General features: G+C 55.6%; 22 protein-coding genes and 1 pseudogene. 9 read left to right on the forward strand and 14 right to left on the reverse strand.

Features of this window, described 5'->3' with window-relative positions:
• Positions 1-244 precede the first annotated feature (244 nt).
• The 4 genes from VNZ60_RS18580 to VNZ60_RS18595 form a co-directional block, all read right to left on the reverse strand.
• A complete protein-coding gene (locus VNZ60_RS18580; RefSeq protein WP_325661744.1) occupies positions 245-2,095 on the reverse strand; it encodes a M61 family metallopeptidase in 1,851 nt (616 codons plus the stop codon).
• Positions 2,096-2,125: 30 nt separating this feature from the next.
• Positions 2,126-2,773, reverse strand: a complete 648-nt coding sequence (locus VNZ60_RS18585; RefSeq protein WP_325661746.1) for an NAD(P)-dependent oxidoreductase — start codon at positions 2,771-2,773, stop codon at positions 2,126-2,128.
• An 88-nt stretch (positions 2,774-2,861) separates the two neighbouring features.
• Positions 2,862-3,242, reverse strand: coding sequence for a hypothetical protein (locus tag VNZ60_RS18590; RefSeq protein ID WP_325661747.1), 381 nt, complete (start codon positions 3,240-3,242; stop codon positions 2,862-2,864).
• Between the two features lie 177 nt (positions 3,243-3,419).
• Positions 3,420-4,274, reverse strand: coding sequence for an SDR family oxidoreductase (locus VNZ60_RS18595; protein WP_325661749.1), 855 nt, complete (start codon positions 4,272-4,274; stop codon positions 3,420-3,422).
• Positions 4,275-4,363: 89 nt separating this feature from the next.
• Between VNZ60_RS18595 and VNZ60_RS18600 the strand changes: the two genes are divergently transcribed.
• Both VNZ60_RS18600 and VNZ60_RS18605 read left to right on the forward strand, forming a co-directional pair.
• Complete coding sequence (locus VNZ60_RS18600) at positions 4,364-4,819, forward strand: winged helix-turn-helix transcriptional regulator (RefSeq protein ID WP_325661751.1); 456 nt, start codon at positions 4,364-4,366, stop codon at positions 4,817-4,819.
• A 209-nt stretch (positions 4,820-5,028) separates the two neighbouring features.
• Positions 5,029-5,349 carry a type 1 periplasmic-binding domain-containing protein gene (locus VNZ60_RS18605; RefSeq protein WP_325661753.1) on the forward strand — a complete coding sequence of 107 codons (321 nt, stop codon included), beginning with the start codon at positions 5,029-5,031 and terminating at the stop codon, positions 5,347-5,349.
• A 214-nt stretch (positions 5,350-5,563) separates the two neighbouring features.
• Here the strand turns inward: VNZ60_RS18605 and tcuC are convergent, their stop codons facing one another.
• Complete coding sequence (gene tcuC, locus VNZ60_RS18610) at positions 5,564-6,883, reverse strand: MFS transporter (RefSeq protein ID WP_325661755.1); 1,320 nt, start codon at positions 6,881-6,883, stop codon at positions 5,564-5,566.
• Positions 6,884-6,973: 90 nt separating this feature from the next.
• The gene (locus VNZ60_RS18615) at positions 6,974-7,756 is read right to left on the reverse strand and encodes a substrate-binding domain-containing protein (RefSeq protein ID WP_325661757.1); all 783 of its coding nucleotides are present in this window, start codon (positions 7,754-7,756) and stop codon (positions 6,974-6,976) included.
• Between the two features lie 129 nt (positions 7,757-7,885).
• On the opposite strand from VNZ60_RS18615, the gene VNZ60_RS18620 reads away from it, so the two are divergent.
• Positions 7,886-8,791, forward strand: coding sequence for a LysR family transcriptional regulator (locus tag VNZ60_RS18620; protein ID WP_325661758.1), 906 nt, complete (start codon positions 7,886-7,888; stop codon positions 8,789-8,791).
• A 295-nt stretch (positions 8,792-9,086) separates the two neighbouring features.
• A pseudogene (locus VNZ60_RS18625) lies at positions 9,087-9,356 on the forward strand (integrase core domain-containing protein); the annotation flags it as partial.
• Here the strand turns inward: VNZ60_RS18625 and VNZ60_RS18630 are convergent.
• Together VNZ60_RS18630 and VNZ60_RS18635 are read right to left on the reverse strand one after the other, a co-directional pair.
• Positions 9,296-9,505: a hypothetical protein gene (locus VNZ60_RS18630; protein ID WP_325661815.1), complete on the reverse strand. Its 210-nt coding sequence runs from the start codon at positions 9,503-9,505 to the stop codon at positions 9,296-9,298. The pseudogene VNZ60_RS18625 and the gene VNZ60_RS18630 sit on opposite strands and share 61 nt — an antisense overlap.
• A 9-nt stretch (positions 9,506-9,514) precedes the next feature.
• Positions 9,515-10,318, reverse strand: coding sequence for an aspartate dehydrogenase (locus tag VNZ60_RS18635; RefSeq protein ID WP_325661759.1), 804 nt, complete (start codon positions 10,316-10,318; stop codon positions 9,515-9,517).
• 148 nt (positions 10,319-10,466) lie between these two features.
• Between VNZ60_RS18635 and VNZ60_RS18640 the strand changes: the two genes are divergently transcribed.
• Complete coding sequence (locus VNZ60_RS18640; protein ID WP_325661760.1) at positions 10,467-11,402, forward strand: LysR substrate-binding domain-containing protein; 936 nt, start codon at positions 10,467-10,469, stop codon at positions 11,400-11,402.
• A gap of 448 nt (positions 11,403-11,850) precedes the next feature.
• Here VNZ60_RS18640 and VNZ60_RS18645 read toward each other — a convergent pair whose 3' ends face one another.
• Genes VNZ60_RS18645 through VNZ60_RS18665 form a run of 5 tightly spaced genes read right to left on the reverse strand, consistent with a single transcriptional unit; the run spans position 11,851 to position 18,602 of the window.
• Entirely contained in the window at positions 11,851-13,944 is a 2,094-nt protein-coding gene (locus VNZ60_RS18645) for a phosphocholine-specific phospholipase C (RefSeq protein ID WP_325661762.1), read from the reverse strand.
• Positions 13,945-13,971: 27 nt separating this feature from the next.
• Positions 13,972-14,655 (reverse strand): energy transducer TonB, encoded by a 684-nt coding sequence (locus VNZ60_RS18650; protein WP_325661764.1) that lies wholly within the window; start codon positions 14,653-14,655, stop codon positions 13,972-13,974.
• A 7-nt stretch (positions 14,656-14,662) separates the two neighbouring features.
• Entirely contained in the window at positions 14,663-15,061 is a 399-nt protein-coding gene (locus VNZ60_RS18655) for an ExbD/TolR family protein (RefSeq protein ID WP_325661766.1), read from the reverse strand.
• A complete protein-coding gene (locus VNZ60_RS18660; protein WP_325661768.1) occupies positions 15,058-15,774 on the reverse strand; it encodes a MotA/TolQ/ExbB proton channel family protein in 717 nt (238 codons plus the stop codon). The genes VNZ60_RS18655 and VNZ60_RS18660 overlap by 4 nt, the downstream gene beginning before the upstream one ends.
• A gap of 38 nt (positions 15,775-15,812) precedes the next feature.
• Entirely contained in the window at positions 15,813-18,602 is a 2,790-nt protein-coding gene (locus tag VNZ60_RS18665; RefSeq protein WP_325661770.1) for a TonB-dependent receptor, read from the reverse strand.
• 452 nt (positions 18,603-19,054) lie between these two features.
• Here VNZ60_RS18665 and VNZ60_RS18670 point away from each other — a divergent pair, with 452 nt between their 5' ends.
• From VNZ60_RS18670 to VNZ60_RS18685, 4 genes are all read left to right on the forward strand, one after another.
• Positions 19,055-20,128 carry a LacI family DNA-binding transcriptional regulator gene (locus VNZ60_RS18670; protein ID WP_325661772.1) on the forward strand — a complete coding sequence of 358 codons (1,074 nt, stop codon included), beginning with the start codon at positions 19,055-19,057 and terminating at the stop codon, positions 20,126-20,128.
• Between the two features lie 8 nt (positions 20,129-20,136).
• Positions 20,137-21,450, forward strand: a complete 1,314-nt coding sequence (locus VNZ60_RS18675; protein WP_325661774.1) for an extracellular solute-binding protein — start codon at positions 20,137-20,139, stop codon at positions 21,448-21,450.
• A 31-nt stretch (positions 21,451-21,481) separates the two neighbouring features.
• Complete coding sequence (locus VNZ60_RS18680) at positions 21,482-22,369, forward strand: carbohydrate ABC transporter permease (protein WP_325661775.1); 888 nt, start codon at positions 21,482-21,484, stop codon at positions 22,367-22,369.
• Between the two features lie 162 nt (positions 22,370-22,531).
• Complete coding sequence (locus VNZ60_RS18685; protein ID WP_325661777.1) at positions 22,532-23,290, forward strand: ABC transporter permease subunit; 759 nt, start codon at positions 22,532-22,534, stop codon at positions 23,288-23,290.
• 388 nt (positions 23,291-23,678) lie between these two features.
• On the opposite strand, the gene VNZ60_RS18690 is transcribed toward VNZ60_RS18685, so the two are convergent.
• Positions 23,679-24,593 (reverse strand): LysR substrate-binding domain-containing protein, encoded by a 915-nt coding sequence (locus VNZ60_RS18690; RefSeq protein WP_325661779.1) that lies wholly within the window; start codon positions 24,591-24,593, stop codon positions 23,679-23,681.
• Positions 24,594-24,680: the final 87 nt, after the last annotated feature.

Here is a 24,680-nt window from a genome sequence, read left to right on the forward strand (position 1 = left end):
GCACGGTGCTATGCAGGTTGTATGGGAATGCAAGAATTATTCGGAACTACAGGCAGACGACTTTCACCAGTTCGCGTATTATTTTAGCAATACGTTTGGTAACTTTGGCATTATCGTTTCTCGTTCGACGGAAATTAAAGATGCATAAAGAAACCGCCGAAGCACTGAGCAAGCGTGTAAATCAAAGAACAATCTAAGTTTTTGGGGCAGTACTGAAACAGAGTGATACGACTAGCCCAACATGTCAGCGCGCCTGCAGGATCTCGGACAACCGATCCGGAGTTCCGGGCACACGTTCCAGTGCCGGAAAACGTTCGCCGTCGTGATAGTCCAATAGCAGCGGTGCCGCGGCCCGCAACGAAACTTCGATGGCGGCGATGCTGGTTTTCGCATCCCGTATCGCCTCCTGCATAACGGCGTTGCTGTACGGCTGCCCATTGACTGCGGTGATCGACATGCCAGGCACGAAGCCCGCCTTGGCACCAGCGCTATCAGGAAGGACGTCGCCAACCACACCGGCGCCGCTGATATTCAAGCCGATCGAATATTCAAATGCCTTGGTGCCGTTAGACTTGGACCAGTCGCTGGGCCGGTCTCGGTACACCAGCCGGTAGCCGCTGCCGGTGATGCCACCCATCGGACCGTCACCGCTGTGCGAATGTAGGCGCTCGTTGAGAAAGCTCGCCCAGTCGTTCGGCACCACGCTGTTCAGCGCGGCGACCAATTGGGCGAAGGAGTAAGGCTTCACTTGCGCGCCAAGATTGGCGCCAGCGTTGAACATCGCCAGGAAGTCGTCCAGCGATTTGCGGCCGTCGCTGCGATTGCGCATTGTGACATCCACATCTAGCCATATCAGGGCGCCCTCGCCGTAAAACTCGAAACCGTTGCGACGCCAGTTGTCGTAGGCGCCGCCGCCTTTGTCCCACAAAGCCATAGCCGCCACCGCTGTGTCTTGCAGATCGCGCCACTGGCGTCCGCTACGGTGACTGAAGAGGGCTGCGCTTGCGCCCAGCATGCCGAGGTATTGTTCACGGTTCCAAAGGCCGGCACGGGCCGTGAGCACGGCACCCAGATAATCGGTCAGTCCTTCGTAGGCCCACAAGCCGCTGTTGTCGACCGGCACTTGGAAGTTCGGCGTGGTCATGCCGTCGGGCCGGCGGTATTTACCGTTCCAGCTATGGACCAAATCATGCGGCATAAAATTAGCATAGCGCGACATCATTCCTTCATCGGTCAGAAATCGCGCGGGGCGGCGATTATCTAGCGACTGGTGATGGTCGGCTGCGTGTCCTTCGATCTCGTCCGACAGGGTGACGAGCATGCGGAAGGCATCGTAGTGGTGGCTGCGGAACATTTTACTGCTTTGGCTTATCAGTTCGGACAGCTTGTCAATGTAGGCCTGATTGACTTCCAGGTTCTCCGGCGCATCGGCCACCATGTCGAGATAGTGGGGAGGAGTGATTCCCAACGCCAGCGGCACCTCACGGAAGTAACGGCCTGTGATCAGAGGCGAATCGACCAGCTGTTCCAATGACACTGTCTGGAATGCGATCGGGCCGGTAGTGCCGACGGCGGCATTGTCAGCTGGATGCAGTGAGCTGGCATGCCGCCATCCCGCGGGAAGCAACAGCGACGGCGTTATTTTGATGCGGTCCACGCGCGTGGCTGGGCCGACGTAAGGATAAAGCAGCACGTCGTTCCAGCTCAGCAACGCCAACTTGTCGCTGGTCGAGCCTCCGGCCGTTCCTCCCGCCGACGCGGTGATAAAATCGGTCCGGACTTCGATGCTGTGCGCACCGTTGGGAACCGTGATGCGGTAGGCGTAGAGGTCAAGCGGATCGCGCCGCCAAGCGAGCTGCTTGCCGTTGGCGCTGATCGTCAGCCCGACCTGCTGAGCGATCGGTGCCACCTCATGCGCATTCGGCATCCACTTCGGATAAGCCAGCGTCAAAGTCCCAGGCTGCACTGGAATGGTCAGTGTAGCGTGAATGATCTTGCGTGGCACGTCGCGCATGTCGACAGCCAGTTGTATCGGTTCGGTGGCGGCTGCGGATAGGGGGAGCAGTAAAATGATCAGCGAAGTGCGCAGGCTCATGTCAATTATCTCTATAAAAAATATAGCGAGTTAATAAGATAGCCCGACCTTTTGACCGATCCATGAAGTATCTTTAGCCGAGCGAATCATAAAATGAGCAACGTCTGCTCGCGAAATTTTTCCGGTACCCCAAGGATTTAATTTTGCTTCCGTGCGGTACTGCTTGCGGGCAGCATCGTTCGTCAATTGAGCAGGGCGCACTACCACCCATTCTTCGGAGTAGGATCTTAAAAGTGTTTCAGCCTCTTCATGATCGCGGTAAGTCTCACCAATAAATATTGGCAAAAATATTTTTCCAACCACAAATGGCAAATCGGATCGAGTCTCATGAGTGCCGTAGGCACTCATGTAGATGATTCGTTTTGGCTTTCCTTTCATAACGGCCAAAAGCGAATCCTTTAAAATTCCCTTAATTGGGTAGTCTCGCGAGAGGCCAATATTGTATCGGACAAGATTCCAAGACATGGGATGGCCCAGGGCAAAAAACACGGTTTCTTGTTTTGACGCCCATGCCGTCAGGGCTTCTTGATCCGAAACTTCGCCGCGAATAACCTCCAACGTCATTTCTTTAGGTAATTTGTCAGGTTGCCTTACAAATACCGAAACGTCATGGGAGGGAAGCTGTTTGAGAATCTCAAGCCCTGTTAATCCGGTGGCACCCACTATTCCGTATTTCATTGTTAATTTCTCCTTAATTTAGAATTAAAAATGTAATTTTCCAAGGTCAACTCCTGGGGTAAATATGACGATGCGATTCTTCACCAGATTACTGTCGGCCGGCCGTAGCCTTCACGTTCATAAGAACGTTTGCGGTGAACGCCGCCAGGCCAATAATGACGATGCTGGCAGAGATGGATACGATTGGAGTTGCAGCTGTATGACCGGTAAGCACCAAGCCGAGGCCGAGCATGAAAAATGGCAGGCCGATGTTGTGCAACCAGAAATGAATTCGCGCGAGCAGCGTCAACGTTGCAGCCGGGTAAAGGTGATAAATCAAACCCGCTATTGCGAGCGAAGCCCAGCCTAGCAAAGCGAGATGAGCATGGAGTGGGGACAATGCAAAATTTTCGGTCGCCCCCATATAACCGCCTAGTAACGCGCCGACGAATAGATAGATCACCGCGATCTTGAGAAATCGAATACCCATTGGAACCTCCTGTGAAAAACATACAACTGATCGTTGACACGGCCAGCTAAATTAATCAATTGGTCATCAGCCAAACTTCGACGCTGCAGAGGCCGAGTCAACCAACAGCTCAGCGCAACGCGGCGCATCCCGTTGGTTGACAAAGCATGGGCTTGGCGGCAATGTGCCAACAATTGTCTACGCCTTAAGTTCCGCTGCAATCGTTTCAGCCATCGGCGTTGTTGGTCGGCCGATCAATGTGCTGAGCTGGCGCTTATCGTCGAAAAGGCCACCTTGCGAAGCGCCGCTGTCAGAATCTGCGAGCAGATCCGCGATTGGTTCGGGCAGACCAAAGCCCACCAGCGCCGCTTTGTAATCCGCACGCGGCAGGTTCATGTAGTTGACTGCCTTGCCTGACTGGCGCGAGATTTCGGCCGCGAACTCCGACAAGGTGTAGGCAGTATCCCCCGCCAGTTCGTAGACCCGTCCAGCTTGATCGGGAAGCGTCATCGTCAAAGCGGCCGCGGCGGCATAGTCAGCCCGCGAAGCCGAAGCAATTCGTCCGTCGCCGGCGCTACCCATCAGCGCACCGTGAGCCAGCGCCGTTGGAATTGAAGTCGCGTAATTTTCGGTGTACCAACCATTGCGCAAGAGAACGAATGGAATGGCTGAAGCTTTAAGCATCACCTCGGTTTGGTTATGTTCATCCGCCAACCCCAATGGAGATGTGTTGGCGTGTAGAACGCTCGTGTATCCGATCAACTTGACTTCACAATAAATCGCCGCATCAATTACGGCGCGGTGGTGAGAGGCGCGCTGTCCGAGCTCGCTCGAAGATATGAGTAGTAACTTATCGGCACCAGCAAGCGCTGTCTTAAGCGACGCTGGCTGCGTGTAATCAGCCTGACGGACTTGAACACCGAGAATCGATAGATCGGCCGCCTTCGCTGGATCGCGAACTACAGCGACGATGCTTGACGCGGGTTCCGTGCGTAGAAGGTTCTGAATTACCAGACGACCGAGCTGCCCTGTGGCTCCTGTAACAACTATCATGACAAATTCCTTGGTTTGGTTGAGTAAGGCACTTACAATAAGGCATTACCTTACTTTCCGTAAGTACGCACCGAAAGGTTAGTGTGGAGATGGCAACGCAAACCAAACTGATCGCATCTGAGTCCTTTTCCGAACAAGTCCGACGCGAGGGACTCCCATCAACTGAATGCCCATGTCGTGAGATGCTTAAAGACGTCACGAGTCCTTGGGGCATTCTGCTGCTTATCGTGCTGATGGGCGAAGTTCGACGTTTCAGCGAGCTGCGCAGAATGGTCGGCGGCGTGAGCGAAAAAATGTTATCGCAAACCTTGAAGCGCCTGGAAGCACACGGGTTGGTTCATCGGAAGTCTTATGAGACTGTACCGCCCCACGTGGAATATTCCTTGACTCCACTGGGAAGAACTGTGGGCGAGAAAGTTGAGGCGTTGGCCGACTGTATCGACACCATCCTTCCCGACATTTTGGATGCCCGGCGCTCACCCCCTTCGCCCAAACACGCCTATCCTGATCTTGCAAGCACCGATAATCCTGTTACTCGACTTTGACGGCGTGTTCCATCTGGAACCTTGCTAGAAGAAGGTACAGCCGCTTAGGGCAACTCAGAGTAAGTTACTGCTTTTCGAAGAGATCATGCGGGAAATTCCGCAAGCCGGCATCGTGGTCAGCCCCCCTGACGACAGACTCGCGCTTTGTCCCAGTGGCCGGAATTATTCCAACCATACCCAAAGCACTCGCGGCCCGCTCCAGATAGACCATGTTCCACAGCACGATGCCGGACCAGCAGTGGAACCCCGATCTCTGCTTCCAGCTTGGCGATCTGCCTGCTAGCTTTCACTTCCATTTTCGCGAATACGCTCCGGAATTTCAGGTGCTGGAAATCTTGATCAGCCTGGAGGACATCCATCTCGCTCAGGTGGCCACTCTGGATTTATTGAAGCGCCACCCGGACCAGGTCGGCATCTATGTGGCAGGCGGCGGGATCGAGGGGGTGATTCAGGCTCTGCAAGAAGGCGACGGACTACCCGGCTCGTCACTGTCTGCCCCGACCTGCCCGAGATCACCCGGCAGGCGCTGATCGATGGCCGGGTCGACATGGTCATTTCGCATCCGCAAGAATGGATGGCCCGCCGCCTGGTAGAGGTGATGTCTGACGCCATTTGTGCCATGGGCACAAAAGATTCGGTGCAGAGTATTCTGCCGCTTACCACCTACACTGCAACGAACGTCTAGCGATTACAGCAACGCTGATCGTGTTTGCATATATTGCAGCAATCGACCTCGGTCCTTCTTTATGACGCGTTTTGGATGGAACATCGCTCCTCAGAATCTGCCCGATATTTAACGCTACGTTTGCGGTACAGTACCAACGTTGCGATCAGGCCGCACACAGCAGCAAATGTCATCCATAAGCCCGGCGCGGCCTTATCGCCCGTCGCTTCGATCAACGCGGTGGCGATGGCCGGCGTGAAGCCGCCAAAAATCGCTGTCGCCAGACTGTAAGCCAGGGAAAAGCCAGCCGTGCGCACCTCGACCGGCATCACCTCGGTCAGCGCCACGACCATAGCCCCGTTGTAGCTGGCATACAGGAACGACAACCACAGCTCGACGACCAGCATCTTCTCGAAGCTGGGGGCGCCGGTTAGCCAGGTCATGGCCGGATAGGCGCTCAGAATGGTCAGCGCGGTAAAAAAAATCAGGATAGGGCGGCGACCGAGCCGGTCCGACAACGCCCCCATGACCGGCAGCCAAATAAAGTTAGAAATACCAACGCACAGAGTCACGATCAGGCTGTCGGCAGTACTGAGTTTGAGTACGTTCTTGCCGAAAGTAGGTGTGTAAACCGTGATCAGGTAGAACGAGACGGTGGTCATCGCCACCAGCATCATCCCGGTGATCACCAGGCCCCAGTTATCGAGCATCGAACGGAAAATGGCGCGCGCATTGGGACGCTGCTTGCGCTTCATGAATTCTTCCGTTTCTTGCAGGGAGCGGCGGATCATGAACAGTACAGGCACGATCATACAACCGATGAAGAACGGAATACGCCAGCCCCAGGAACCGATTTGCAGCGGGGTCAGCCATATGTTAAGTGCGTAACCCAATGCCGCCGCGACGATGATGGCCACCTGCTGGCTGGCCGATTGCCAGCTGACGTAGAAGCCCTTGTTGCCCGGCGTTGCCATCTCAGCCAGATAGACCGAAACACCGCCCAATTCGACGCCGGCGGAGAAGCCTTGTAGCAAGCGGCCGATCAGCACCAGGAATGGCGCCAGATAACCGATGGTCGCAAAACCCGGCACGAAAGCAATCAGAACGGTGCCAAGTGCCATCAGGGCCAGGGTCACGATCAGGCCCTGCCGGCGGCCGACGCGGTCGACGTAGGCGCCGAGCAGGATGGCGCCAAGCGGACGCATCAAAAAACCGGCGCCGAAGGTCATGAAAGTCAGCATCAGTGAGGCGAATTCGTCGCCCGATGGGAAGAAGGTTTTGGAAATGTAAGTGGCGTAAAACCCGAACAGGAAAAAGTCAAACATTTCCATGAAATTGCCGCTGGTGACACGGAGGACCGTGCCGAACTTCGACGGAGTTGCTGCTGCGATGGCTGTCATTTTGATCTCACAAACGATTGGAGCCTTGCGCCTCACACCAGGGCATGGCGCAGATTTCTACGAATACCGTTGCTAATAGCGCAGGCGGAGTTATTGCTTCGGATCCAGTCCGCTTTTGATCACTTCGTCGCGCGCCTCGGGCGAGGCCAGGTAACGGATCAGTGCGCGAGCGGCGTCTGGATGTTTGACGCCGACCGGTATCCCGGCTGAAAACGTGGTGATACTTTGGACCTGCTCCGGAATCCTGGCGACAAAGTCGATCCCTTGCACTGGGAGAATTTCGCTTACCTGCTGGAAGCCTAGTTCGAACTCGCCGCTAGCCACCAACGATCCGACGGGAGTTTTCTGGATCATGTGTGCTTTTGGTTTGACTTGCTCTTCAATGCCCAGCTTCTTGAACAGTTCACGCTCGATGTAGACGCCGCTTGCGCTGTCGGAATAGGCTATCGATTTAGCGTTGAGCATGGCTGATTTCAAGCCCTCCACCGTGCTGATGTCTGGCTTCGCAGCGCCGGCCTTGACCGCCATGCCGATGCGGGAATCGGCCAGGTCGACGCGACTGTCGGCGTCGACTTTTCCCAGCTTGATCAGGTCGCTCAGTGCATAACCGACCATGATCACGACATCGGCCGATTCGCCACGTTCGAGGCGGTTGGGAATAGCCTCCGGCGCCTTGCCCATTGAAGGTCCGAAGGCGGTAGACAAGGTGTTGCCGGTAGCCGCCTCGAATTTAGGCGCCAATGCTTTGTAGGCCGCAGTGAAGCCGCCCGAAATCATCACGTTAATCTCTTCAGCCTGAGTCGCGCCGGACAACAGGGCTAGACTGACTGCGCCGAGAGCGAACAGTCGGTAAATTATTTGTTTGACACGCACTTTCTTTGTCTCCTGTTTTTTATGCAACTGCGCTGCAATTGAGGTTTTGTCGAACAATTATCACGAACCTTATTGATAAAGTAAAATGCATAAATCTTTACTTTTGATGCGTTAAAGGTATCAATAAAAATGTATCAACTACGTTTTGATTTAAGCGACCTGCAAGCCATGGTGGCGGTTGTGGAACAGGGCGGTTTCCGGGCGGCGGCGTTGGCGCTGAATATCTCGCAGCCGGCGCTGTCACGCCGCATCGGCAAGCTGGAAGACGCACTCAACGTCAAACTGTTTGAACGTACCACCCGGCGTGTGGCGCTAACTCTGGTAGGGCGTGAATTTTTTGCCAAGGCAGTCGAGATCCTCAATGGCGTCGAAACGTCTTTGCACAACATCAGCGACATTTCCTATACGCATTTTGGGCAAATCACGGTGGCCTGCGTGCCTTCGATAGCGCACAATTTTCTAGCACCGATCCTGCAGCGCTTCAATGCGCAATTTCCTTTGATTCGCATCCGCATCGTGGACGAAGGCGCACATGAAGTGCTAAACAATGTTGCACGCGGAGATTCCGATTTCGGCATCAATTTTCTCGGCGCACGGGAACAAGGCGTCGACTTCGAACCGATCATGCAGGAGAGTTTTGTGATGGCCTGCTTACCCGACCACCCATTGGCGCGCCGGCGTGCTGTCAATTGGCAGGATATCGGCAAGTATCCCTACATGACGGTGGCCAAATCGAGTGGTAATCGGATGATGCTGGATATGGCGATGGCACCGTCAGAAAAGCAGCCCGCTTCGTTCATTGAAGTGCGCCATGTTTCAACGTTGCTTGAGATGGTGAAGGCCGGGCTCGGCATTGCCGTGGTGCCGCAACTCGCGATGCCGTCGGATCGCTCAAGCGTGCTGCGCGCAATCCCGCTCAAGGAGCCGGCTATCACGCGTACATTGGGCATTATTCGCCGGTCCGGCCGCGTGTTCTCGCCGGGGGCGCAGAATCTCTATGAAATGCTGAAAAAGGCGTCAGCATTTTCAGCCTAAAACTGAATCGCCCCCCCTTTTTCAGGCATTCGTCATCTTTCAATATACAGTTGCTTGTAATACACCCGCAAGCCGCACCCGCAAAGGGCTCGACAGACTATATTGTCGGTTCTAACTAAAAATTGAAAAATCGGGGCCAGCCCGACAGACTTTATAGTCGATCTCTTGATTTTTATGGAAAAGAAAAATCAGGAGATTGACGGTACGTCTGTCGGGGCAACCTCTATTTTTAAACTTTTAGTCAAAACGGATAACATAGTCTGTCGAGCCCTTTGTGGGAGCGGCTCTGCTAGGGTACCAGCTCTACCTGGCCTTCAATGACATTGAGCGCACCAAGACGAAGGTTCGACATCCGCAGACTAATGGGATCTGCGAACGTTTCCATAAAACCATTCTGCAGGAGTTTTATCAGGTCACGGTCCGGCGCAAGATCTACCGCTCGATTGAAGAGCTGCAAAGCGATCTGGACGACTGGCTGGCTTATTACAACAACGACCGCACACATCAAGGGAAGATGTGCTGCGGTCGGACGCCCAACCACGCCTTATTCGAATTGTCGTTGTAATGCAGGTGATACAGCTGGCCGATCAGGTTCAGAGCAGGCGTGACGCCGTACGCCGCACCGGCATAGTAAAGCTGGTTCTTGGGCGGCGCACTTCCCTGGTTATGACGCAGCGAACCACCAACGCCGACTTTCAGCTTAGCTGCACGCAATCTTGCAGGTCAATCTCGGTCGAGTACCATCGCGTTTCCCAGTCTGCGCAGTAAGGAAAGCACCGATTGGGCCGCCAAGGATGAAGTCCCGGGATTCATCGATGCAACAGCTTCAATGGAGAGGTGCATCGATCCGCTATCGGCATAGACCTCGATCGCGTGATGGTTCCTGCGTGCATCCGGATCAATCCATAACTCCACTATCGTGCGTAGGGGCCCGATACCCGCAAGTGATAATGCGGCGGCCACATTCAGATTGGTCGGAAAGTAGCGGACTGCATCAAATGCGGTGCCCGAAAACACCATCGTCGGCCGCCGTACCGATTCAGGGACGATACCTTGCTCCTTCAGCCAGGAAACGCTGCGCAGGGCACCCGGGGGCTTCCTGGTCACAAGCTTGGCAGAGCGAATTTCCCCCTCTGCCATGGCGGCCACCGCATCCAGGCCGCCGATAGCGCCGCTGGGAATGTGGATATGGCGACGATATTGTTCCCAGAGCGCAAGCAGCTCTGGCGATGAGACTAAGGCGCTCGCACTTAGGACCACCAACTGCTTCCCGGATTGCAGTACAGGCGCGGCAATCTGGCGAAGCACTTCGGCCCCTGCACATTCGACGACGATGTCGGCGCATTCTCCAATGCGCTGCAGAGGCACGTATTGTGGTGGCTGCGCCAAGCTCTCTAGGCGGCTTCGCGCGGTAGTCTGGTCTCGCACTGATACTGCGACCAGCCGTATGCCGTCGAGTCCTTGGTCGATGCCTTCGGCGACGGCATTGCCGATAGCTCCGAAACCGGCGATTGCGATTGTTTTCATGGCTGCTCCTCTTGGCATTGACGTACCAATATTAGACAGCCCCCTTGGAGCAGACAAATGATTATAATAGGCCCATGCATTCATTGAGATCATGCGTCTGTGTCGATGGCGCTTTCGGCGTCGCCCGATATTCGCTTCCATCCATCCCATGAATAAGCTTCCTCCTCTGACAGCATTACGCGCCTTCGAGGCGGCAGCGCGCCTGCTTTCTTTCACGGCGGCAGCCAATGAATTGCACGTCACCCAGAGCGCAGTGAGTCGGCAGGTACGCATTCTCGAACAACATCTTGGGCACAAGCTGTTTGTTCGCCTTACCAGGCGCATCGAACTTACAATGCGGGGGGAGTCCTACTTTCTGAAAGTGAGACAGGCCTTCGAGATTATTTGTGACGCTGAGCTTCACTTGAATGGACGCAAGCAACGCGCACCCTTGTCGGTGGCAGTGCTGCCAGGTGTGGCCTCACTGTGGCTAATACCCAGGCTCGAATTGTTCTGGCGCGAGAACCGAAATATCGATGTACGTATCGTGGTCGATACCGGAGCGGCCGATTTCCGCCGCACGCAGATGGACATGGCAATCCAAGTCGGCGCGCTACCCGGAACGCGCGCCAAGGGGCTCCCGTTGGGCAAACGGATGGCCGTGGACTGGCATGGCCTGCATGCCGATGTATTGTTCCCCGATGCCTTGGTGGCGCTATGCCATGCGCGGCTGTGGCGGCGACATCCAGTCAGGGAAATTTCAGACTTGGGCCAACATTGCCTGATCCATACGGCAATACGTCCGGATGCATGGGTTCACTGGCTGCGAGAACATGGCGGCCGTATCGGCGTCGGACAGAAAGCCATCGAATGCAGTCAATATGCTATGGCGCTACAAGCTGCAATGAATGGCGAAGGTATCGCCCTAGTACCTTCTGTGCTTGCTGATAGCTTCGACCCCGAAGGCCGGTTGCGACGTCTTTTCAATGGGCCGACACCGAGTGCCGGGCAGTATTATCTTCTTACTCCCGCAGATCGTTACGAAGATGCTCCAGTTCGCCGCTTCAGGAGTTGGTTGTTGACGCAGGCCCGGGAGCTGCGCTAAACCCCGCTTCATAACTCAATGATCGCAGCTCTAAGTAGAGCTGCTGTGTGCCAAAGGCCTTGCTCGTTCAAGTACAAGTGGGCATGAGTTTTGAGCAAGCGCGCGGCGCGTTCCATGATGTTGCTATTCAATTCGAATTAGCACCGAACGCTGGCGATCTCCGCCAAGGAGACCTGGTCACGAAGGTGCCAGCATTCGCTAGGCAATGGAGGGAGGGCCAAACTGAGTTGGTCAATTCGGCGCGCAAAAGAACGGGTAGGTCAAACTGATCGGGTAAACTCAGCCAGCAAACGGACATACAAGGAGAAAGGGGCGACAATTACCTATTTCCGCGTGTTGGGAGCGGGCCTGGAATAGCCTGAGAGGAATTCGACGAAACATCAGTTATAAGCAAGATTCCATGCTGCCGAACAGCGTCGAATCCTGCTATGTTCATCGACTTCCAGCCCTACGAGATGTACCAGGACTCCTTGCCGGTTTCAACATGGCCCGCCAAGCGGCGCAGAAAGCCGATATGGGAATCCGCGCTGACAGTGAGGTCGTACCATTGATGACTGGACGCCAGCCGCCAGCGCTGTTCGACGTTCTTGCCGCCTTCGACTACCAGGACACGGACGGAGTCGTCGTAGATGTTGTCGACTACGGTTGCTGTTACCGTCTTCTCTCCATGGTTAGTGATGCGTAAAACAATATCGCCTGCCGCTGCGTCGCAGTAGGCTCTTACGGTGGGCTCCTGCAGGCTGCTCGCGAGCGGGATGGCGCCCTTGAACCGGCGCAAAAAACCGTTCGGGCCGTAGACGCTAAGATCGTAATCTTGATCTGCGGAATGCGCAGACCAGGAATCCGACAATTTTTTTCCGGCTTCGAGCGTGTATGTTTTACGATCGCCTCGCCCTTGATCTGAATAGACTTGCAAAACCGCGCCTGCTTTGCCGCTGTTGTCGAAGTCCAGCCGGACCAGGCCGGAATCGGGGATTAAATAATCGTCTACAGATAATGCATAGGGTAATGCCCGGGCTCGCCTGGCTCCCGGTTCCTGCTGTGGCAACGACGGCAGGTCCGGCGGCAAGGGCGGCGGTAGCTTATGCTGGGCATCGGATCTGATTTGATATGCAGAGGTGTCAGGTAAATCCGGTTTGCCCGGGTCTGCCCTGGAAAAATCAAAAGCCGATGTCAGGTCGCCGCATACCGCTCTGCGCCAGGGACTGATATTCGGTTCCTTGACATCGAACACCTGTTCCAGAAAACGGATGATCGAGGTGTGATCGAACAATTGAGAACAGACCGCTCCGCCCTTCGACCAGGGGGAGACGACAAACATGGGAACCCGCGCGCCCAAGCCGTAGGGAAGATTGTCTGCCGGATTGACGTAATCGCCGACGGTATGAAACTCTTGCGTCACATCGACTGTCGACAGCCCGTCCGCGGGCGATATCGGCGGCGCTGGCGGCACCATATGATCGAAGAAACCGTCATTTTCGTCATAGGTGATCAATAGCGCGGTGCTGCTCCACATGACCGGATTGGAAGTCAATATGTCGAGCACCTTGCTGATATAGCTTGCGCCATAAGCTGGCGTCCATGCCGGGTGTTCGGAATTGATCTTGGGCGGCATCAGCCATGAAACCTGGGGCAGGGTGTCATTGGCGACATCTTGAGCAAGATTTCCCAGCGTGTACTTGCTGCAGCCGTTGACCCATAGCGGCGAGTGCGCCGCAGCCGTTTGATATTGCCGGAAAAAATGCTGCAGGATGTTGAAATCGCTCGGATAGTCCCCATCGTGCGTTTTCAGATCGTCGGTTCCTTGGTATACCCGCCAGGAGATATTGTGCTGCAGCAGACGTTCCGGATAGGTGGTCCAGGTATAGCTGTCGGCATCGGCTGGAATCTCACCGGGAACGCCAGACCAGAGTCCGGGATTCGGTTGATAGGTGACCGGGCCGCCGTTCGCGCCTCGAGGATCGACCGTTCCTGTCATCATGTGAAAACGGTTAGGATTGGTCGAACCCAGTACCGAGCAATGGTAAGCGTCGCAAATGGTAAATGCTTCGGCCAGCGCAAAGTGAAACGGGATGTCGGCCCTGGTGAAATATCCCATCGTCACCGGATTCTTCTTTGCCTCTATCCAGTTGTCATATCTCCCATGGTTCCACGCCGCATGCTGGTCTTGCCAGGAATGCGGCAGATTGCCGCCGGCATGGCCGGCGCTGGTCGTCTCCATCTCCATCCTGAACGGCAGGATAAGCTTGCCATGCTTGTCTCGCTGGTGAAACACCGAGCTGCCGTCGGGCTGCGGCCTCGGGATCCTGTCGCCGAAGCCGCGCACTCCTCTCAGGGTGCCGAAATAATGGTCGAATGAGCGGTTCTCCTGCATCAGGATCACCACCCGTTTTATATCCTTGATGGTCCCTGTCGGCGATGACGCCGGAATCGCCAGCGCTTTTTGAATGGATGCAGACAAGCCGCCGAGAGACAGGGCCGCACCGGCCGAGCTTGCGGATAATTTCAGGAAGCGGCGCCTGCTTTGCGAGGGAGGTGTCATAGATGGGAATTAGCCTGGCTATAAAAATTAGTTCAGATTGAAATGCAATTCGACTTCGCCGATCACGCCACCGTCGTTCTGCTGAAATTTCCAGCGCAGCAATGCGCGCGTTGCGGCTTGATCGAATATCTTCGGCGGTTGTGCGCTGACAATATTCACGGCGCTGACGCTGCCGTCCTTTTCTATCGTCACGTGCGCAATCACCACGCCTTCGGTATTGGCGGCCAGCGCGCGCGCCGGATATTCCGGTTCTATCCTGAGCAGCGGCACAATGCCGCGCCGCACGCCGGCAGGCTTCTCCGGTTTGGGCGGGGTCGCCGGCGCGGCACCTTTTGATACCGCCGGCAGGACGTTCGGCTGGACATCTTTTGAGGGATTGTCGTTTGACGATGACGTCGGCGCGACAGCGGCTGTATCGGCCGCTGGTTGCCGCGGCGCCGGGGAGGGTGCAGTTTTGGCCGCAGGCTTGGGCGGTTCAGCTTTTTTCGGGGCCGGGGCCGGGGCAGGCGCCGGCAAGCTTGGCTCGTCCGCGACGGCAAGCAACCTGGCGACCTTGACCGGTTGGTCGACGCTGACCGGCGCCGAATGTGCGCCCAGCGCCAAACCAATCAGCGCCAGTTCGATGCCGGCCGCAATTGCCAGCGCCGGCAGCCATCGCACAGGAAACGCCGATTCCGCAACAGGGTCGGGGATAGGTAATGAGTTAGTCATTCATCTCTCAACGCTTGGCGGCGATGCCTATGTCTTCGACACCTGCGGTACGCGCAATGTCCATGACGTGCAGCAGATTTTCCAGAGACACTTCTTTGTCGCCGGCGATTAATACTTCCAGCTTGCTGGCGGCGGCGCGTTCTTTAATAGCTTGCGTCAGCATCTCCGCCGAAACAGGTTTGCCATCGACGTACAGGTCGCCATCCTTCCTGACCGTGACGGTCAGCGACATCTTCGGCAGGGGAGCCGCGGTCGATGCTTGCGGCACATTGATCTTGATGCCGCTGACATCGATCATCTTCAGCATCGTCACCATGAAAAAGATCAGCAGAAACATCATGATGTCGATCATGGGGATGATCTCGATATGAGGTTCATCCGCTGCAAGGTAACGGCTGCGGCTCATGCTCCGGCTCCCGCCACCCCGGTTTCCGGAACTCGCATGAGCGACGAGTGCTGGCCGTGCACGAAATGTAAATGTATTTCCGCGCCGCGGTAATCGTACAGGTGCCAGCGCTTGACGCATAGCAGCTTGATCAGGTCCAGCTGCAAGATGGTCAGGCGGACGCGTTTAGCGAAGTAACTATTGGCGGCGACGCCTGCAATTGCGACCAGGAGGCCGCAGCCGGTCGCGATCAGCGCATGGCCGATGCCGCTGGTTACCGCGCTGCCGCTAGGGCCGGCCGTGCCTAGCACGTTAAACGATTCGGTAATGCCGATGATGGTGCCGAGCAAGCCGATCAGGGGTCCCAGCGTGACCGCGGAACCGAGCAGCCACAGGTACTTGTCGAGCAAGGGCAAGGTGCGCACGATGCTTTCGTCGATATAGCGATCCATTGCTTCCGGCGTCTCCAGAGTGCGGGATTCGACCGCGGCCTGCAGGGTGGCGCCGAATATCGTCGAGCCGTAACTGTCAGCAATTTCGCGCACCGCGTCTTCGCGGCGGTGATCGACAGCACACAGTTCGCCGTCGAGCTTTTCTCCCGACGGCAGATTGAAGCTGAAGAAAATACTGCGTTCGATGGCGACCGCCAATACCACGAACAGCAATACCGTAAGAATCGGAATGATGCCCATCGACTGTATGCTCAAGTCGATGAACTGTTGAAAATATGGCATGGATAATCCTTTAGTAAATGAAGATGGATAGGAATTGCTTACAGATCTTTCGGCGCATAGTTCAGGCCTACCCAGATCGTCCGTCCCAATGAAAACGTGTCTTTGAGCAAATTCCGATTGCTTCCCGTTACGCTCGTCACCGGCGAATTGTTCAGGTTGGCAATCTCGGCAAACACCTTCCAGCCGGCGCCAAGGTCGTAGCGCGCCTGCACATCGATTTGCTTGCGTGCCTGCCAGTACACATCCTGGCTAGGCAGATTGGCATCGACCAGGCGCAGGCTGGTTCCGCTCCAGTTGTAGGCGGTACTGACGCCGAATTTCTGGTAGTTGTAGAACAGCGTCAGATTGCGGATCTGGTCGGGTTGATTGACCAGATTCTTGATGGTGCGCGTCGCGCCGGAAGCCGTGATTGCCTGTAGCTGGCCGTTCAAGAAGGTCAGATTGGCGCTGAAACCGAAACCGCGCAGATACGGGCTGATCCAGCCCAGCGAACTCTGTACATAATTCAGCTCGACGCCGTTGACCCTGGAACTGGATGCGTTAAGCGGCTGAGTGATGGTCGCCGAGCGCGTGGCGCCGTCGAAAAAGAACGATCCTTGGCTTGAGAGCGTGTAAATCTCATTCTTGATTTTTTTGTCGAACAAGGCCAGCGACGCCAGGCCCGAGTCAGACAGATACCATTCGGCAGAGAAATCGAGGTTGTTCGATTCGCGCGGCTTGATGCTTGGATTGCCTTGCGTGACCGCCACGGTGCCATCTGTATTTTCTGTAATGGTGGTGTTCGGCGCATAGGCGTCGTAATTGGGGCGGCCGATGGTCTGGCTTGCCGCGACCTTGAGCTTGATCGCGTCCGTGGCGTTGAATGTGAGCGAAGCGGCCGGCAGTAGAAAGTTGTATTTCGAATCATTGGTCTGCGACAGCCAAGTGGCGGCGCCGTTGACATTGTTGCGCACATTGCCGGTGGTCGACAGATCTGTACTGTCTTGCCGCAAGCCGAACATGGCGCTCAGGCGGTCGGTCCGGTAAGTGCCCATCGCATACGCAGCGGCGGTCTGCTCGTTATGCGAATAATTGCTTTGCAGGCTATTGATCAGATTGACGCTGGTGGCGGGGGCGACGATGCGGCTATTCGCGGCCAGCTGCTGCCAGGCTTGTGTCGGGTTGATGATCACGAACGGCAAGCCGCCGCTGTATGGCATGATCGTGCTGGATGTATAGCCGTTGCCGGCCAGGGTCAGGCCGCCCGCCGTCGGATAATACTGGGTGTTGGCGTAGCTGTAGTCATGGTTCAACCGGCGGTAATCTACGCCGGCCGCAGCGCCCAGCCCACGCGCATCGGCATCCATGTTCCAGCGGTAGTCGAGTTTCAGATCGCCGACCCGGTCGTCGATCTTGAACTCTCCGGTTTGCCAGTAATACGCTTGCCAATTGTTCAGATTGGTGAAGTTGGCGGGAGTATTAAGATTCACCGCCGGTTCGGCGCCCGAGGTGTCGTAGCTCATGGCCAGTCCCGGTGTGCCGCTAAGCGCCGGGGCAATGCCGGCGCCGGGATACTTGAACTTGGCATAAATGTATTTGGCCATGGTGCGCGGTTCGCGCTGGCTGGCTTCCGACAGCGACGAACGCAGGGACAACGCCTGCTTGTCGTCCAGCTTCCAGTCGACGCCGCTCTGGATCGACTCGGTGGTGCGTTTGACGGTCGAGGCCATATAACCAGCTTCTGCTTCGCCCAGCCCAAATCGGCCCGACGTCGGCGTCTGGCTCGAGACCGGATTGGCGCCGGTGCTGCGGCTGTCGTCGATGAAGGTTTCGTTGCGCAGCGTGTGCATGCTCTCGCTGTTATAGCCGAGACTCAAAAAGCCATAGACATCGGGATTGAAGTTCGCTTCCAGTTTGGCGTTAATCCCTTGCCGCTCCAGGTTTTTCTGCAATTGCCAATACTTGAATTGCTGGGGGACGGCGATGCCGTTTCCGGTATTCGGGCCGCCGGTGGCCGCCGGATTGGCAATCGTGCCGTTGGCGTTGTAATAGTTGTAGAAAACATTATCGGTCGTCATGTGACCGATGGAGGTCGTGTTTTCTTTTTCATAATTTGCCGAAATCACATAACCGAATACCTTGGCCGGGCCGAAGGTATTGCTGAAGGTGATATCGGCTTTTTTGCCCAACCCTTCCGCGCCGGACAGCACTTTGCCCGTGCCGTCGGCATGACCAAGAGCTGTGGTCGCATTCAAATACTGCTTGCCGCCGTTATCGAAAGCGCTGCGCGTGACAATGTTGACGGAGCCGCCTACCGCGTTCGGGTCCATATCAGGTTGCCAGGTTTTGAATACCTGCACTTCCTTCACCATGGATGCCGGTAGCATGTTGGTGCGCGCGCTGCGCGTGGTCTGGTCGACCGAGGCCATAGTCGCACCGTCGATCACCACATTGTTGTAGCTGCCGTCGAGTCCGCGGATGGCGATGAATTGGGCTTCGTCGCGGCCGTTGACGTTGTCAGGATTGAAACTGACGGAGACGCCGGCGATACGCTTGACGACGTCGGTAACGCTGGCGTCGGGCAAGGTTTCTATCTGTTCCTTGGTGACGGCATCCATCACCCGATCCTGCGTTTGCTTGTCGGCGACCGCCGCACTGTTCTGCGAGCGCTTGCGTACGACGACGACGTTCTCCAGATGCTTGACGCTGTTCTGGTCGGCGCCGGCTTGCGCAACAGTCGTCTTCTCATCGCTGTCGGCGGCATGGGCCAGCAGCGGCAACGCAGCAGCAACTGCCAGCGTCATGATCGATAAGCGTAGATAACTTTTGCATTTCTGTCGATGGGACATGTTTACCTCAATGTGTGATGCGTCATTTGTCTGCAATCACCTCGCATTTTTTATGCGGATGATTAATGAAGTCGTTTGGAATTCGTTTATTTGAACGTTCTAATTTCTGAATGCATTTTTTGAATGCATTAATAGCAAGTGAGGCGGGCGAATATGTTTTATATGAAAACGTATTGACACACTGCTATCCAAGCTCGAACCTCAAGCTATTGGAACGTTCTAATCAGGGGCGGATTCTGAGCTGCTTTTGTTACGCCTTCATTACAAGAAGCAGCATTTCGAAGAAAAATCATTTCCGTCGGATTGCATGCACTTGATATATTATTCGCGTACTTTTTATCGGCCATGCAGGCATGCTGGTAAGGCAATTTTTACTGCGCCGCATGGCGGAAACTTCCATAAAACATGAAACAAAAGGCAATACGCATGCCGATTAATATCCGGATCGGAACATGGCCAGGTTAACCATCAAAGACGTTGCCAAGATGGCGGGAGTCAGTTTTCAGACGGTATCGCTGGTATTGAATCACCCTGAAAAAGTTGCACCTAAGACCCGCGAGCTGGTGCAAGCCGCCATCAACGCGCTGAACTTCATTCCAAACGTTGCTGCGCGTTCCTTGCGCAATATCTCTACCAAGACGCTGGCATGCGTGATGTTCAACGGTTCGTCCTACGATGAGCGGTCGGAGCGGATCCAGGATACCCATTACAACAACGTGCTGCAGGCGTTGACGCGGGCTGCGGATCGCGTCGGCTACACGCTTTTGCAACGTAATCTGATGAGCGACGATGCGGCGTCCCTGGCCTATGTGCGCGATCTTTTTTTGGCAGGCCGGATCGATGGCTTGATTGCAATGGTGACCGTGGCCGGCCATCCAGTGCTGAGCGAGTTGCAGCGCATGGGATTTCCATGCGTGATTTACGGCATGGCCGATCCGCAGTTCCACCATGTCGCTCAATCAGACCGGCTGGCCGCTTTGTCGGTGGTCGATCATCTGGCGCAAGCAGGCTGCCGGCGCATCGCTTTCGTGACAGGGCCGCTCAAAGAGCATTCGTCCGAGGTAATGCGCGACCAGGCTGTCACTACCTCCAGCGAAGCGCGCTATCTAGGATACCTGGACGGCTTGGACAAGCATGGCTTGCCGCTCAGGTCGGAATGGGTTGCGTCCGGCGACTGGTCGCTGGATGGCGGATATCGGGCTGCCAAACAGTTATGCAGCGCAAGGCAGAGACCCGACGCCATTTTCCTCGGCAATGACAGGATGGCGCTGGGCGCACTCAAGGCGCTGCACGATCTCGGCTTGCATGTGCCCGGCGATATCAGCGTGGTTGGCTTCGATAACATGCGCTACGACGATTTCAGCATACCGTCGCTGACCAGCGTCAACGTGCCGATGTATGAGATGTCTGAGCATGCGGTGCGGATCCTGCTCGATTGTATTGAAAAGCGCGCTCCTGCCGGCCTGGTGCAACGGATTTTCCCGACCAGCCTGGTGGTACGCGACAGCACCCGCGTGCCAAATTGAAACGCTCCATGCTCCGGCTCGGCTTGCTATGCGCTTTAACGCTGGCATGGCCAGCCAGCAAAGCCGCCAGCTTCGATTTCTGGTATGCCCATACCGGCGGTCCCATCGCCGACGCCATCAAATCTCTTTGCGATGGCTTTAACGCCTCACAACGCCGGCATCGGGTGCGCTGCACGTCACCGGGCACCTACGAACAGACGATGCAAAAAACGATAGCGGCGTATCGTGCCGGTAAGCAGCCGGCTGTGGTGGAAATCTACGATGTCGGTACTCTCGACATGATGCTGAGTGGGGCCGTCTATCCGGTGTTCCAATTGATGCAAGAAGCAAACCAGGCAGACGATCCGGTCGACTGGCAAGATTACATCGATGCAGTGCGCAGCTACTATGCGACATCGGCCGGGAATCTGTATTCGCTTCCTTTCAACATTTCGACGGCTGCGCTTTATACCAATACGGCGCAGCTCGCAGCGGCTGGTGTAACTACCGCACCTCAAACCTGGGAGGCGTTCCAGGCGGCAGCGGAAAAACTCAAGGCGGCCGGGCAATCCTGCCCAGCCGTGAGCGATTACAATCCCTGGATCATGCTGGAACAGATCGCTGCGGTCCAAGGAGCGCCTCTGGCTACCCAGAATAACGGACACGGAGGGCTCAATGCAAAGTATGTGTTCAACACAGGCATGCCTCTGCGTTTCATGGAGGATGTCATGCGCTGGCGGCAGCAGCGCCTTCTGATTGATGCTGCTGCGACCCGCACCGGCAGCCAGACGCTGGCTTTCGCGAACGGCGAATGCGCGATGGCGATCGATGCAACTAGCGCCTGGAGCGCGATCCGTACCAGCGGCATCGCCAATGTCGGCGTCAGCCCAATCCCGGCGTATGCCGGCACCTTGCGCCGCAACAGCGTGCCCGGCGGCGCCTCGCTGTGGGTCATGAAGGGGTATGACACCCAGGTTTATGCCGCTGTCGCAGCATTCTTTTCCTACCTCCGGCAGCCGTCGAGCCAGATTGCGTTTGCCCGGCGGACAGGCTATGTTCCGGTGACGCGAGAGGCCGTCCGGGTATTACAGCAGAACGGAGCGGCGGACTCGTTGGCGCCGGCGCTGGTTGGCATCAGCTCCATGAGCCTTCCAGGCAATGCCTACAGTCCGGGAGCGCGGCTTGGATTTTCTACGCAATTCCGGCATGCCTGGAGGGAAGAGGTAGAAAATGCATTCGCTGGCCGACAGAGCATGAAGAGTGCTCTCGACAGAGCAAAGAGCCGCGGGGATATTTTGCTGAGAAGGTTTGAAGAAACCTATGCGGGAGCAACGCTGCCATAGCTGGAATGCAGCATGTAATACGGAGCATGTGATGAAGTCAAGAGCAATGTTTTCCCGCCGCTGGATGCCGCTCATACTCGCAGCGCCGCAATTGGCGATCGTATTCTTGTTTTTCCTTTGGCCCGCCTGCAAGGCGATCGGCTGGTCCGTTTATCTGGTGCGGCCATTCGGCAACGGCTCGGTCTTTGTGGGCCTGGAAAATTATCGGCGGATTCTTAGCGATGAGAGTTTCTATGCTTCGTTGCAAGCCACATTCATTTTTACCGCCAGCAGCGTCGGAATGGCGATTGTCATCGCGCTTGTTCTGGCCGGCTGCACTGAGTTGAATCTGCGCGGCGCAAGATTTTTCCGGCACGCCTTTATCTGGCCGTACGCGATTGCCGCTGCCGTGCTCGGGGTCATCTTCAAGTTCGCGATGAACCCGGTGGTTGGAGCAATGTCGTTTCTCAACGACATCATCCCGGGATCATGGGCGCCATATATCAATAGCAGCGAAGCCATGTGCATGTTGATAGCCGCCTTCGCCTGGACCCAGGTGCCGTTCAATTTCGTGATTTTCGCGGCTGCTCTGCAATCCGTGCCTGACGACTATCTTGCGGCTGCAGCGATAGATGGCGCCGGGCCGATCCGCAGGTTCGTCGATATCCAGTTGCCGCTGATCGTGCCATTCATCTTCTTTGCCGCCGTCGTCAACGTTATCGAGGCATTCACGCACAGTTTCGGCCTGGTCGACACCTTAACGCAAGGCGGGCCGGGAAGAGCCACCAATATTCTCGTATATCAGATTTTTTCAGACGGATTCGTCGGGATGGATTTATCAAGGTCATCGACGCTCTCGGTCATCATGATGATCTGTATCGCCTTGTTGACTATGCTGCAATTCCGATTCTTCGGGGCGCGCACGCGCTATGGAAAATAAGGCATGATCGAAGCTCGCCCCTTCCTTACCTGCCTGGTATATGCCGTACTGGCTCTCGGCCTGTTGTTTTCACTGGGACCTTTATATTTGGTGCTGTGTTCAGCCTCAGTGCCGAATCAGCAGCTGTTAAGCCACGGCGCCGCATTGCTGCCAGGCCCTGATTTGATCGGCAACTTGCAGGCAGTTGCGCAGCGTAGTGATATCGGTCGGCAGTTGTTCAACAGTCTGATGGTGGCAAGCGCGGTAGTGATCGGCAAACTGCTGCTTTCAGCAATCACTGCCTTCGCAGTCGTGTATTTCCGATCGCCTTTCAAGCCGCTGATTTTCTGGACCGTATTTGCCACCTTGCTGATGCCGCTTGAGGTGCGCATCATTCCCACATATGCAGTGGCTTCCAATCTTTTCGAACCGCTCCAAACTATTCTTCAATTGACCGGTCTGGATGAATTTGTCGCAAATGTCGCGGGCATCAAAATCACCTCCTCGCTGAACTTGCTGGACACCTATGCCGGTTTGTCCTTGCCATTGATTGCATCAGCTACCGGCACCTTCCTTTTCCTGCAGTTTTACCAGACCATACCGGTTGAACTGGCAGAGGCTGCGCTGGTGGACGGCACAGGTCCATTACGGTTTTTCTTCGATATACTCTTGCCTCTGTCGAAAACCAATTTTGCGGCCCTTGGCACAATAGCCTTCATTTCAACCTGGAAGGACTACATGTGGCCCCTGGTGATCACTAGCCAGGAACATATGCGTACGGTCACGCTGGGCATGGCAAGCTTCCTTCCCGCGGAGTCAGGGCAATGGCCGGAGTGGAACCTGCTCATGGCAGCAGCATTGCTTGCGGTCATCCCGCCGGGTATTTTCATCTTGCTGGCCCAGCGATGGTTTGTAAAAGCGGTTGTTGACATCGAGAAATGAAACTGAGGCAGAGGCGGAGTCGAAGGATTTGTGCTAGCGCTATGTTTTGTTTTCCGGAATGAGCTTCTTCTGGTCGGCGATCATGGCGCTTCTGGATGCGCATATCGCGGAGTGGTCTATGAGTGTTACTTTTCCGTCGTGGAGTGTTGTAGGCGTATTGCCCTATTGTCCATGCCGCGGTCTAGCGGAATTGGCATACCTGACGGCCGGTCTAGTTCCTAGCGGGGAACAAAATTTCGAGCTGCGGTTGGACGCCAGGACGCGCCTCGTGAACCCAATCGGTAAGTACTAGTGCCAAAACTAAAACACGGTACCAACAAGCGGGGCCACCTCTCAAACCTTGGTGACGTTCATTTCAGTCAGCAAAAAAACCAAAACCGGTAGCAATCTACAGATGCTTGGACTCACTGCTGAGCAAAGAAGCCCATATCTTATCTACTGTCACGCTGTTGCTTTCTGCTGCTCGATAGAGTCGGACTTCCAAGATGCCATTCCATTGGGAAATTCCTGCAGGAACCAGTTTTCCTTCGGAAATTTCTCTTTCCGCACAGCTTTCCGGCAACCAACCAAGGCCATGTCCGTCAATGACCATCGCCTTCAACGCCAGGGCCATATGTGTATCAAAGGAGCGTTCGAAATAGCAGCGCTGGCCGACACTAAGGAGAATCATTTCGACAACGTGGGCGAGATACGTACCGGGAGAGTATGCGAGAAAAGGTACCGCGGCTTCCGGTTTACCAGGAAGTTTATAGAGCGGACGGCCCTTCTCGTCAGGTGCCGACAATGGAAGCATTCGATCGTTGGCCAGGACCAAATGCGGGTAGCGGGTGGGGTCGAGTAATACAGGTAATTGAGGGTGATGATAGATAAGCAGTAAGTCTGTTACTCCTTCGATGAGCGCCGCTGCGCCATCCTGGATGTTAACAGCGCCGACCCGTACTGTCACTGGACCGAGAGCAGTTTTTAGCTGTTTAAGCCATCGAGGAAAGAAGGTAGAGGCTAAAGTGTGAGTAACGGAGAAGCGTACCGTATCCATGCCAACCATCGTTTGACCACGCAAAATAGTGCGCATTTCGTAAGTCCGACGCAGCATGTCCGCGGCGAAGTTCCGGAATAATCGGCCGGCAGGTGTCAGCGTAACCCCTTGCGACCGGCGATCAATCAGTTCCGCGCCTAACCAATCCTCCAAAGATTGGATGTGTCGGCTCAACGTCGGCTGAGACACATTGCGCGACCCGGCAGCTCGAGAAAATGCGCCAGCTTCGCTCAGACTCAAAAAATCTTCAATCCACTTAATTTGCATAAGGCGGCCTATTCAAGTAGGCCAATAATTTGGCCAGCAGTTTGCTTTCCGCCTATTTACAAGAGTTAACAACGGACGCAGAGGGCA

It is taken from the genome of Collimonas sp. (genome assembly GCF_035566375.1).
Lineage (GTDB): Bacteria > Pseudomonadota > Gammaproteobacteria > Burkholderiales > Burkholderiaceae_D > Collimonas.